Below are 12372 nucleotides of genomic sequence, written 5' to 3' on the forward strand. Positions count from 1 at the left end.
TTTACTTTATATCGCCTGCTAAAGGATTTGGAGTAGGGGTAGGTGTTGCTGTTGGAGCAGAGGTTGTAGTAGGTGCAGGAGTCGGTGAAGTTATAGCAGTATCTCCATAGACTACTCCACGACCATTTGTTCCAAGATAAACACGTCCATAAATCCTCGGATCACCAGATATACACATATTCGTTCTTGCGTACTGGTGAAGGTCGTCATTGATTCTAACCCATGAAGAACCGGCATCAATGGAGCGGAATATTCCACGTACACCATCAATTTTTGCAGAAGTATATAATGCCATGTAATTTTGTCCGTTAGCAGCTTTCCCAAAACCAATAACATCAGCTTCCTGTACATTAGAAAGTTTTGTAAAACTTTGGCCTGAGTCAGTAGAATGCCATATGCCATGTTCACCATCTTTGTCACCGCCAACAAACCAAATATCACCTTCAACCCCAGGCATAGCCTTAAATTGGGTGGCTCCTGACTCAGGAGATGAATGCAATATTGATGCTGCTACTGGCAAGCCTGTGGCTGGCGTTTTAGTAAAACTTACCCCCCCGTCAGTACTTACATAAAAGTCTCCAGCTGAAAACCCATAGAATTTATCAGGATTAACACGGTCAGAAGCTACACTGGATTGTGCAGGAAGACCACTACAAGCAGTCCATGAGACACCATTATCTGTTGAATAGCAAACTGAAGCTGTACCATTCGGACTCCAAACTACTGAACTTCCGTCGGCTGCAATAGCTGTCATGCCTCCCGTGGTAGTTCCGTTGGGTTCGGTAGCTCCCTCGAACCAACTTGTTCCTCCATCATTGGAGAACCCTGAAGCCTTGTTTGTGCTATATTGTCTATCTACATTTCCTACACGAACGATTATGTTTGGGTCTAGTTCTGCATAGTCCATGCTGGTTGTAGTAAGAAAAAGAGGACTAGTATACATCATTGAAGGCACTTGCGTTATATCATCATGACGAAAACCGCCTATATCGCCAAGACCACTTAGTAAATGGGCTCCTGACGGAGGACTGATAACTGATAATACAGCTGTTTCTTCCATACCCACACCTTTTACTTCTATATTAATAGTACCACTGTCCCAGTTATTCAGATTATCGGTACCGTAAATAGTAGCACCGGTACCATACATCATACGGTTGGAATTAAACGGGTCAATTTCAAGATCACCAATCATCCATCCTAACTTTGGAGTAACTTCAGGAAGCTGGGCTTGAGAATTAAAAGTTAGCCATGGGGCAGCTGAAATATCATGGGTGTACCTGTTAATTCGATTTGGATAGACACCAAAATCCCATATCCTAGTCCATGTTGACCCACCGTCTGTACTGCGAAAAATAATTTCATCAGGCCACCATGCATTTAGCGTTGCTACCATAATCGTATTGGGACTTTGAGCATCTACTGCAAGACCGCCATATCCATAATGATTATCACTGCTGCTTGAAGGAACAGGACTTATATTCGTCCATGTACCGCCAGAAGCATCAAACTTCCATACATCACCTTTACTACCATCATAAGGGCCGCAACCGTCACTATAGCTTATATAGAGTTTTCCGGTAGAAGAAAGCACTCCGTGATGCGGTAAATATCCAATAGGTTGACCTGGAATGGCCTCCCAGGTAACACCGGCATCAGTACTACGGAAAATACAATTGCCTTGATCAGCGACACCAACATAGATCGTTTGTGTCGCATTGCCTAAAGTGCCTGTGCTTGGATCAAAAGTAATCCAGGCAATCCCCGTCGGGTCACCACCGTATTCTTGACCAGGGCGTGGAATATAAGTACCTGTTTGGGTAAAGCTGGTAACTTTTGACCAGGTTACACCGTAATCAGTACTTTTCCAAAGTCCATTCCCACTACGAGCGCCAAAATAAATGATGCTATTATCATTAGGATCAATCATTAAACGTTCTCCCATAGAACGACCCGGCATATTTCCTCCGACTTTGAATGGTAAGGGCGTACTCTCCCAGGTATCCCCTTTGTCTGTTGAACGTAAAATATGACCATTAGTATCCCAATCATTTGTATACGTTCCAACTGCCATGTATACACGGTTGGTGTCAATGGGATCTGTTGCTAAGGCATCAACACCATTTTTATTCCAATCTACAAAGCCTACCCAATCGGTAAGTGGAATCCAGCTTTCGTTCATTTGGTCCCAGCGATATGCACCACCGATATCAGTACGGGTATAAATTAAATTTTCTTCTGAAGTATTGAATATAATCCCGGGTACAAAACCACCGCCTGTGCCTGTCTTTACATTTTGCCAGACGTACTCTTCTGTGGTAAAAGCATTTACTGAGCTGGTAATCAACATAACCATTAAAAGAACTACACTTAGTTTTTTTGAAACTTTTTTCAGCATAAACTATTCACCTCTTTATTTTGTATTAAACATATTTGTAGAACACTTTTTCAATTTGATGCTTCTGATATGTATGAATTTCATAATAAGAAATACTTTGCTGTAGTGCTAAGCAGAAATTTATCAATTCATAATGATAAATTAAAAATGCATATGAAACACTTGCAAGTATTTGCAACATCGTATTTTTAGAATGTACCTTATAAAACTTATATTTTCAATTTTGTTACAAGTTATATAACTTTAGTCACGTGAGCTTGTATAAAATTATAATATCAAATTGAAAAAATATTTAAATAAATTATATCTTATGTTATGTCATAAATATACAGTAAAAATTAGACATAATATCAGGTAAAAAATATACACAAGAAATCAAACATAATAATGGGGATGGAATGCTTTCAAACCACAGCGTATATTGCAATGGTTGCAAATAAAAAAGTGCTGATTTCTCAACACCTTAACCAATTTCTCATTATAATGCAAGTATTTATTTCCTTAATATTTTCTCCATTTTTTTACCTCTGGCTAACTCATCAATTAACTTATCTAAATAGCGAATCTGCTGCATCAATTTATCTTCTATGTCTTCCACTCTGTATCCACAAATGACGCCTTTGATGAGTGAAACATTGGGATTCATACAAGGTGCTTGGTTAAAGAACTCTTCAAAATTCACTTCTTTATCGATTTGTTGTTGTAATCCAAGTTCATCATAACCCGTTAGCCAATAAATGATTTCATTTACTTCTTCCTTAGTTTTTCCTTTTTTCTCTGCCTTTTGTATATACATAGGATAGATTTTTGAAAAAGACATTGCAAAAACTCTTGAATTATCCATTTTGAAATTCTCCTTTCTCATTTTCGTTTTCCACTGCCAAAATCAACCTTTATCACATTTGATTGTTCCTTCTTTTCATCTTTCTCAGTCTCAACATCATTGGCCTCTTCTGGGTCTGAGGAATCATCGGAAACGCTTGCCATATCTATTTTTTCAAAGTCTTTCAGAATACTTTCAAAAGGACGTGGTACATCCGTATGATCAAAAACATAGAGATTATTTTTTGCTCTGGATATGCCCACATAAAACAATCGGCGGTCTTCTTCTGTCTGTTCAAGATCATAATTTTTGTACCAATCATGAGAGTGAAAGTAATAGACATTCTCAAACTCAAGACCTTTTGCAGAATGAATGGTAGTCAGTATAACCTTAGGGTTTTTCCCCTTTTTTAGGTCAACAACAGGGTCCAAAATAAGATTGATGATGAAATTTTCCAATGACTCATAACTTTGCAGTAAATCTGTAAGCAGTTGAAAGTCATCTTTAACATCACTTACGGTATAATAGTCTGACTCGATAAGATCGTAAATGGACATATAGAGTTTAATCACGAGAGATAACAGCTCATCCTTATTCACTGTTGTTGTCAGTATGTCTCTAACTTGTCCTACAAAAGCAGTCTTTTCATCATTAAGCCTATCCGTATCCTTAAGTTCATATTTCATTAGCCTTTTCGCCGTCTTTGGACCAATTCCGGGATAAATGGTTAATATCCGATTATAGCTGACTACATCCCTGCGATTCAGATATACCATAAGAAAAGCCAGTACATCCTTTATATGCTTTCTCTCCAACAGACGGACACCACCATAAACCGCATAATCAATACCCTCGTTAATCAAGGCTTTTTCAAAAACCGTTCTGTGCTTGTTATAGCGATAAATCAATGCATGACTTTCTTCAGGCTTTTCTTTAATTTTTGATATCACAAAGTCCCGATGACTTTCCAGTGTATTACCTGGTACTACTTCTACATAACCAGACATGTCTTTTGCTGAAATTAAAACCTTTTGATACCCAAGTTTTGAAGCTTCAACTGTCTGGTTGACCCGATTCACAATCTCAGGAACAGATCGGTAATTCCTGGTCAGCTTTATCATCTTTGCATCTTCAAAGTCACGATAAAAGTTTAAAATAATCTTATGGTCTGCTCCTCTAAAGGAATAAATCCCTTGAAAATCATCACCTATAGCCATCACATTGGGTATGTTAAGTTTTTTGATAAAATCCAACTGCATTTTATTTGTATCCTGGTACTCATCAATCATAAGGTATTTGTATGGTAATGGTAGACGATTCTCTTTATGATCCATAAAATGACTGATTTTCAAAATCATATCATCATAGTTAGCTAACATGTGTTCCACTTTATAGCGTTCATATACTTTCCTATATGCTTCAATAGCATCACCGTCATCCATCAAGTTTCGCAAATCGAATTTCTTAATATATTCCTGGGGTGTCATATCCGTATTGACACAATAAGAGATAAGTTTTTGTATACGACCAGCACGAATAGGTTTGCTAAAGCCTCTATAGTCTGTCATAACAAGGCTATGAACTTGGCGATCGTCTTCAGCATCCAACAATCGAAATTTTGATATGGGTGATTGCTTGCCATTCATCTGTGATATATGATTAGCAAAGCCATGGAATGTGCCAACAAAACCTAATTCTGTATTGGGCATGAGTTGATTAATTCTATACTTTAGCTCATTGCCGGCTTTTCTTGTAAAGGTAATGACAACTACTTTACTTAGATCCGTACCTGTTTTTATCATATGAAGTACTCGATAAGCTAATGTATGTGTTTTGCCAGTACCCGGTCCTGCTATGACAAGGAAATTCCCCTCTTTGCGAGTGGCTGCAATCTTCTGACCTATATTTAATTTTTCAAGATACCAGTTATCACTTAAAGAGTCTTCAAGTTCTGTTAACTCTCTCGCTGAAAAAGCTTCTATTGAATTACGAATTTCGTCATTTGATCTCATATACATTCCTCTTCACTCTTTTCAAGAACGTTTGTTCTTATTATAGCATATAAAGTGGAAAATAAGTAGATGGTAAATGAAAATTGTTGAATAGAAGTTTATTCCTTAAACGTATCTTAGCGTTCTTAGCTTTATTATTCAAAAACGTCCACACAAATGACAAAGTGTGGACGTTTTTGAATTTGAGGATTATCATCATTTGTTTTTGCAAAGGCAACATTTTTTATTTAAATTAGAGTTATGGATTTCTATTAATTCAACCGTTTCGTTTTCATATAATCTCATATAACACTCTTTCTATCAGTTTCTATCACTTCTAACACAACGAGTGATAGAAAGCAAGAAAAACCGTCAGATAAACTACGACAAAGGATAGTCTTATTATCCTTTATAGGATTCAATCCATTCATTTTTTTTCTTAATGAATTCAATTAGACCTTCTAATCTTGAATTATTCTCCAATAACCACCTTTAGATGAACCTACTCGTTCTATTATGTTTTTCTCCTTTAACGAATCTGTAACTCTCCTTACTGTGGATTTAGACACTCCTAAAATTTCACTTAACTTATTTTGATTAATTTTAGGATTATTGGCTATTGCATCTAATACTAATCTTTCATATCTGTTTAATTTTATATGCTCATTTATATGCTCATTTATATGTTCATTTATGTGCTCATTTATATACTCATAGCGTTCTGCATTATTTTTTACAATTACTTTTGTCATAAAAGCTATCTTCTCAACTGATAATATTGTATTACTAGCAATCGCATATGCCAATAATATCAGTACATATAAAAATATCTTCTTAATGTACAACAACAAAACATTGAGTCACAAACGTCAGTATGAAAGAAGCTATTCAAGCTAATAAACCGATAAAACATTTTATGTTCTATCGGTTTAAACTTAAGACAATCTTATGATAATACTCCAATTTCTTTCAGTAATTTCACACAATCCATATAACCTGCAATATACAAGCTTTCATTAGCACAATTAGCTTCCAAGGATTGCTTACTTATATATTCCTCTGTAAATTCTCTATCTTCTTTACTTAACGAACTAAGTATTTTATAAAACTTCTTAGAATGTACATTTAAGTAACATTCAATTTCTTGATATTCTAAATCCGTTCTGCTGAATTCTTTATACGCTTCCGCTAGCATTTGTGATGCAAAGAAACTAAAATGTTCATTTATATCTGCCATGAATTATACCTCCAATTCTTGTATTACTATCTTAAACAGGGTATAATGGATTTACCGCTATTTAGGTTAGTGGTCTGGGAGAAGTGGTGTAATTGCTTGATGGGCTTTCACCGCTTCTTTCTATTTGTTTTTTAAGTCGCTTTCCAACTTGCTTATCCCACGTCTAATTCCTTCGGCTCTACTAACTTTATATTCTTCACAATATTCCTTTAGAATTTCATTACTTTTGTTATCAAGCCTTACATGAATAGGTTTGCCTTTAGGATTATCAGTTGGTCTGCCTACTTTCTTAGGCACATATTCACCTCCTACTATTTTGTAGCCCATAATAAGTATATAATATGTAGCCCAAAATATCAATAAGAATTTTCACATCAACCCTTTTACATATAAATCATTTATCACAATCAAGTTTTAGAAATTATAAATAAACCAATTATACATTCTCTTCCTCTACCCCACATTCTTATTGCTCATTTTATGTATTTTAACAGGTATTTTTTCTTCAAGCTCCCATACTATATTAATAGGTTTGCTACCACTATGAGATACATAATTAGCTTTACCCAAGAAGTAGTACGGTGACGTTATCCCATTCTCTGATTTATACTCTCTTACAAAAAGTAACACAGTCGTATCATTATTTCTTTGGTTGATATATCTTTGACCGGTAGATGATGTATCTGATGTTCTACTTTGCGATTGCCAGTGAAAAAGTCTGTCACTTATTGCATAGTCTTCATACATGGTTGACTCACTAAAGTTTTTCTCTGACTTATTTAGAGTTATAAACAATAAATCCAGCTAATAAATCTCCATTAGCACTATGACTTAAAATAGTATAATGGAACATGACAAGTGCAGTGTTGAAGTTATGACAGGAAATAAAGAATTGTGCTAATACCCAATACACTTATGACTAAGTAAATTTGTTAAATGAAAACAATTACGTAAAAGATACCCCCTACTTCTAAAGTGATTTTAAAGAAGGGTTGTCCCGATTTTATGATGATTTTAATAGAATTTTAATAAGTTAAAGGACAAAAAAGCACCCTAAATTTACAATGAAACAGAGGGTACTTATATATAGTATTTTATTTTTGCTTACTTTCAACAAGAATTATTTAATAATTCTTGCGAAACAAGGTACTTACCGAAACTTTTCCAAAAGGAAAAGTTAAACGATTAGATAGCTTGCCTCTGACCGAGGTCAAGGAAAGAATTTTTGTTACAAAGACAAAATTCAATTTGCTATGACCTTGTTAACAACAAACATAATGAATCAAGTGAATCATTACTAGATAGAATTAAAATATTCTTACATGCAAAATACAGCTTTGCAAGCAAGTTATCTCTTGCTAATGTTATTTCATTGAAACCGTGACAGTAAAACATAAAATATGGACGACTAAAATCAACTTGTACCTTTAGCATTCTCAAAAATAGTTCTTCTTCTGAGGATAGTGAAAGATTATCTAAGTCTAGATTATCTTTATATAATAAATAAATATCATCTCCATGAGAAGGAGTGTTTTGTTTATCTAGTAAATTAATAAAAGACATTATGAAAGGATTTAATAATTTCCTATCATATAAATTCATAAAGATACTAATTATATTTGTCATATGATCTGATTCTGTAATAACGCAAATGACTTCTATATGGTCTCCATAATAGTTTACCATGACTGTATTAAAAATACTTAATAATTGTACAAGTGCACTTTCTTCAAATTCTTCTTGACCACAATCATAGACAATTTTGAAATTAGCTTTGTGATCAAGGCTTCCTTTGTCGAAATTGGTGACTAGTTGAAATAAAAGAAATTGAACATAAGAATCTTTGGATATAATTTCATCCATCTTAGGATTAACTATCCTAGTATCATATCTCTTAGTTTCACACAATTTTGATTTCTTAATAGAACATAAGTATTTTTTAAGTTCCGAATTATGAATCTTACCACAAATCGGCTTCATGATAAATTCCTAAGTATCCTGGTGTTGTGTTAGTGGTTGTTACAGTTATTGAACCATCAACAAAATACATCGTTACATTAGATGTATGATAAAGATGTAATTCTTCATATACATAAAAAGTATCCAGTGGCAAATAGTTTTTTCCTGTAATCCAAGTATCATCTGCTGAAAATACATTAGATGCAGAAACATAACCATCAATACGAGTAATCCAAGAGGAAATGTCTCCTCCATCATGAAGTTTTACTGTACCTTGCATAACCACAAGTCCATTTGTATAGCTATATGTTGGTGTGAACGTCATTAGATAAGCACTACTACCTCTATTTGTGTCTTGAAGCATAGATTCTTTGGTAGGATAAACTGTACATGTAATTAATTTTGATTTAGAATTCAAATCATCGACAATACCCTGAAGCTCGCTATCAGACAACAGGGTTAAATCAACTTCTTCGTATGAATTGGATTTTTCACCCTCAACCAACTTATAGTAACCTGATTTTTCTTGACGTTCATATAGTTTTTCTAGGGCCTTTTCTCTTTCTACTTCACGTTCTACTTTTATTGATGTTACATCATTCGCAGTTACTGATAAGTTACCCATACTCAAAAATAATGAAATGATTAGTATCAACATTAAAATATTTTTTTTCATTTTACTCTCTCCTTATTATTCACTGTAGTTTCCTTCCTTATATGTATATTGGTTTTCGAGACTTACATAAGTATGTTCACCAAAATTTAGAAGTCAGGAATATCTTCTTGAAGTCGTCATCATACCGTGCACTGTTACTATTCATCTACCCTCCTTTATTTATTTATAAACCTAATTGTACCTTAGCCAATAGAAAAATCAATAAAAAAATAAATATTTCATACAGTAATAAATATTTCATACTTACTCATGTCTAACAAATAAATTTTTCCTATTGAAAGAATATTTCCTATCTAATCTTAATTTAAATCAAGGGTTGTAAGACTGTTTAAAAAATATTACCGAATAAAAAACTAGCTGACTCGTACTCCCTCCATTAAACGACGATAAATCATTTGACAATAAAATCCAATATAGTCTTTGGTGAATTCTCCATAACAATCATTAAATAATAAGAGCCTACATAATTTGTAGACTCTTTCATATAACAATTACTATTCATATAGAATTTACTCAAGCACACCTGTTGACATAGTTCATAATCCATCAAATAAATTAGTGTATAATTCTTCAGTATCAGTTTTCTTCAATATTCTTTCCCATTCCTCTAGAACTTAAATCCTTGCTCCCCAAGAACTTTTACAGTTCTGCACTAAACATAAAAGCCGTACTATATTTATCGCATCCATTAAGAAATACTTCCGCAGTCCAATATTTATCTGGGTAGGGAATATTAACCCCCTCACCAAGCATAATGTTTCTAGTGACATCGTACATGGCATCGCAGTCATAACCTTCGCGTTTATGCATAGCATCCATATCGCCGGAGAATGTTGCATACGCAAATTGAGAAATGTATGGAGCTCCCACCTTGCCATCGCTTTGGGGGATGAAGTCGAAATAGAGAAAACCTTCCGGTACAGGGGTATCTGCCCGCATAAAACGTCCCCAAACACCATGCCATGGACCAACGTCTACGCCTAATCCGTAATGGTGCATAAACAGAACATCATAGCCAAGATCAGATTTATACGCGTTCATCGTGTCCAGAATGGCGAAAAACCCTTTACGAGTTTCTGTATTGGCTAAGTCATCGACTTCCTTCCCTATGAATCGCATGGCAGGCATTTTTTTGTATTCAAAGCTGTCCACTTTGAAGCCATTTTGTTGCTTCTCAACTACATCTGGCATGAAAAGCGCCCACTGGACACCCGCATCGCAGTCCTTTAAGTGATTGATATATCCATATAGATCTACACTATTGGTACCTGTAGGTCCTGTTTTATTTCCTGCAATTTGCTCTCGTATACTGGGATCTTCCATGGCAGAAAAATCAGCAAATACCTGAGCTACAACCTCTTGCAACCCCTTGTCATGAGAAAGTCCTGAAAGCTCATTATCAAATCGATCTAGTGCCTTAAACGCTGCAGGGTTTACCACACCCGATGGCTCTAATTCTGATAAGTACGTCCGAAGTTGTGCATTTTGCTCTTTGAATCGCCCAAACACACCCTGCATTAAAATTTGCTCGTTTTCAGCCAGTTTTTCCTCACTCCATTGAGAATCATCCAGTACCCATTCGGTCAATGCATCAAAAACACTTGGATTTTGCCCTCTTGCTTTGCCTGCCCAGCTAACAATTCTTTTATATTTCTCTTCACCAGTCAGTTTCTCGTCCTTTTGTTCTTCAATATCATTCCAATAGAATTCGTCAATCAGATGACGTGACATATCAAAACCTCCTTTAATGGTAACGTTAATAGACAATGGATGAAATATCTTAACCTTCCTCAGCTGCACTTTCGACGGTGGAACCCCGTGAAAGCGTTTAAACGCCTTAGAAAAGCTTTCCCTGGAATCATACTGATAACGCATAGCTACATCAATCATTTTACTATTTGACTGCAACAAATCCTGGGCAGCACAGCTTAGTCGTCTATTACGAATGTACTCGCCGATGGTCATGCCCATCACTACATGAAAAACAAATTGAAAATGTGAACTTGATGAATAGACTTGGCTTGCTATTTCATCTATACTAATGTCTTCACTTAAGTGATTTTCGACATAATTAATAGCTTTAGATAAGCTTTGTATCCAATTCATAAAACCACCCTCCTCCAAATATTATTATACAATATCATTCGTCTAAAATCATGTCTTAAAATACGGAGTTTTGTCCTCTGCCCCACATGGTATGGTTAATGAATCAATACTCTTTTTATGTAGGATACGTATTCTCTTGCCATCTTTAAAGTTCTTTTGTTAATTTTCTACTTCGATATAATTTATCTATTTTATTTTGTTCTTTTATAAGATTCAAGTATGCATTATTGATCCGTTCTTTCTTTTCATCTGACACCCCTATTATATAATATTGGAACACTTTTAACCATTGCTCGTGACTTAGACAGGTTGGGCTATCTGTAATTTGAAATCCAATATCATTAGATAGCCTCTTCATCTGTTTATAAGAAAAAATACCTTTACATCTGCTTTTCATATCTTTTCCTATATTACTGAAGATATATGCAATAAAGTCTAAGTATAAATCTTTCCAATCTTTTTTTACTAATATATTCTCCCTTCTTTTAATACACATAAACACACTATCAATACTAGGCACTGGCTTGAAATCAGTTCTTTTAAGATTTCTTATAATATTAATATCAAAATATGGCTTCAGAAGTAAGGATTGCATACTTTCTCTATTATAGGGGTTACCTGCATATTTCTTTGCTGCTTCCCTTTGAACAACAATATATATATCTTCGGGAGGATTGGTAGCAGATGTTAATTTTGACAAAATAGCTGCCGTAATATTATAAGGAATACTTGAGAAAATCTTATATTTATATTCCACTGGCAATTTAAATTCTAAGAAATCTCCATGTATTATTTTAATGTTTTTTATATCATAGAATTTATCCTTTAAGCTTTTATATAAATCAAAGTCATATTCTATAACATATAACCTCCTGCACCTTTTTACCAATTGTTCCGTAATAATACCTTTACCTCCCCCAATTTCAATGACTATATTATACTCGCTTATATTGCTTTCTTCTATCAATTCAGTTACTAATTTTTTACTACGCAAAAAATTTTGTGAATCCTTCAATCTGATCTGATTATTTTTATTAAACATTAAATCCACTCCTTAAAATAATTTTTGATGTGGATTCATGTATATTGAATATCCAAGATAACAAAAAAAGCTATAAATGAATAAAATATCCATCTATAGCTTCCTAAATTTATTAATATTTTTTTGTGATTTACAACAGT

The 12372-nt window shown here is 34.4% G+C and carries 11 protein-coding genes; all 11 read right to left on the reverse strand.

Going from position 1 to position 12372, the window contains the following annotated elements; genetic code table 11:
- Position 1: 1 nt before the first annotated feature.
- Positions 2-2398 (reverse strand): WD40/YVTN/BNR-like repeat-containing protein, encoded by a 2397-nt coding sequence (locus tag HZI73_RS25240; RefSeq protein ID WP_212696098.1) that lies wholly within the window; start codon positions 2396-2398, stop codon positions 2-4.
- Positions 2399-2891: 493 nt separating this feature from the next.
- Positions 2892-3242, reverse strand: coding sequence for a DUF2200 domain-containing protein (locus HZI73_RS25245; RefSeq protein ID WP_212696099.1), 351 nt, complete (start codon positions 3240-3242; stop codon positions 2892-2894).
- A gap of 17 nt (positions 3243-3259) precedes the next feature.
- Positions 3260-5233, reverse strand: coding sequence for an ATP-dependent helicase (locus HZI73_RS25250; RefSeq protein ID WP_212696100.1), 1974 nt, complete (start codon positions 5231-5233; stop codon positions 3260-3262).
- Between the two features lie 440 nt (positions 5234-5673).
- On the reverse strand, positions 5674-5964 hold the full coding sequence (locus HZI73_RS25255) for a MarR family transcriptional regulator (RefSeq protein WP_212696101.1): 291 nt from the start codon (positions 5962-5964) through the stop codon (positions 5674-5676).
- A 194-nt stretch (positions 5965-6158) separates the two neighbouring features.
- A complete protein-coding gene (locus HZI73_RS25260) occupies positions 6159-6449 on the reverse strand; it encodes a hypothetical protein (protein ID WP_212696102.1) in 291 nt (96 codons plus the stop codon).
- A 120-nt stretch (positions 6450-6569) separates the two neighbouring features.
- Positions 6570-6746, reverse strand: a complete 177-nt coding sequence (locus HZI73_RS25265; protein WP_246552278.1) for a ribbon-helix-helix domain-containing protein — start codon at positions 6744-6746, stop codon at positions 6570-6572.
- A 156-nt stretch (positions 6747-6902) separates the two neighbouring features.
- Complete coding sequence (locus tag HZI73_RS26930) at positions 6903-7244, reverse strand: DUF3427 domain-containing protein (RefSeq protein ID WP_281418839.1); 342 nt, start codon at positions 7242-7244, stop codon at positions 6903-6905.
- Positions 7245-7700: 456 nt separating this feature from the next.
- Positions 7701-8312: a hypothetical protein gene (locus HZI73_RS25275; RefSeq protein ID WP_212696104.1), complete on the reverse strand. Its 612-nt coding sequence runs from the start codon at positions 8310-8312 to the stop codon at positions 7701-7703.
- Positions 8313-8409: 97 nt separating this feature from the next.
- A complete protein-coding gene (locus HZI73_RS25280; protein WP_212696105.1) occupies positions 8410-9084 on the reverse strand; it encodes a hypothetical protein in 675 nt (224 codons plus the stop codon).
- 639 nt (positions 9085-9723) lie between these two features.
- Positions 9724-11190, reverse strand: a complete 1467-nt coding sequence (locus HZI73_RS25285; RefSeq protein WP_212696106.1) for a helix-turn-helix transcriptional regulator — start codon at positions 11188-11190, stop codon at positions 9724-9726.
- A gap of 145 nt (positions 11191-11335) precedes the next feature.
- On the reverse strand, positions 11336-12232 hold the full coding sequence (gene erm / locus HZI73_RS25290; RefSeq protein ID WP_212696107.1) for a 23S ribosomal RNA methyltransferase Erm: 897 nt from the start codon (positions 12230-12232) through the stop codon (positions 11336-11338).
- Positions 12233-12372: the final 140 nt, after the last annotated feature.

The organism is Vallitalea pronyensis, assembly GCF_018141445.1.
Classification (GTDB): Bacteria; Bacillota; Clostridia; order Lachnospirales; family Vallitaleaceae; genus Vallitalea; species Vallitalea pronyensis.

What these genes read in the sequence shown, in the direction of transcription:
- HZI73_RS25275 (WP_212696104.1), bottom strand. Translation starts at nt 8,312, where the DNA reads ATGGATGAAATTATATCCAAAGATTCTTATGTTCAATTTCTTTTATTT.
- HZI73_RS25285 (WP_212696106.1), bottom strand. Translation starts at nt 11,190, where the DNA reads ATGAATTGGATACAAAGCTTATCTAAAGCTATTAATTATGTCGAAAAT.
- HZI73_RS25240 (WP_212696098.1), bottom strand. Translation starts at nt 2,398, where the DNA reads ATGCTGAAAAAAGTTTCAAAAAAACTAAGTGTAGTTCTTTTAATGGTT.
- erm (WP_212696107.1), bottom strand. Translation starts at nt 12,232, where the DNA reads ATGTTTAATAAAAATAATCAGATCAGATTGAAGGATTCACAAAATTTT.
- HZI73_RS25280 (WP_212696105.1), bottom strand. Translation starts at nt 9,084, where the DNA reads ATGAAAAAAAATATTTTAATGTTGATACTAATCATTTCATTATTTTTG.
- HZI73_RS25245 (WP_212696099.1), bottom strand. Translation starts at nt 3,242, where the DNA reads ATGGATAATTCAAGAGTTTTTGCAATGTCTTTTTCAAAAATCTATCCT.
- HZI73_RS25260 (WP_212696102.1), bottom strand. Translation starts at nt 6,449, where the DNA reads ATGGCAGATATAAATGAACATTTTAGTTTCTTTGCATCACAAATGCTA.
- HZI73_RS25255 (WP_212696101.1), bottom strand. Translation starts at nt 5,964, where the DNA reads ATGACAAAAGTAATTGTAAAAAATAATGCAGAACGCTATGAGTATATA.
- HZI73_RS25250 (WP_212696100.1), bottom strand. Translation starts at nt 5,233, where the DNA reads ATGAGATCAAATGACGAAATTCGTAATTCAATAGAAGCTTTTTCAGCG.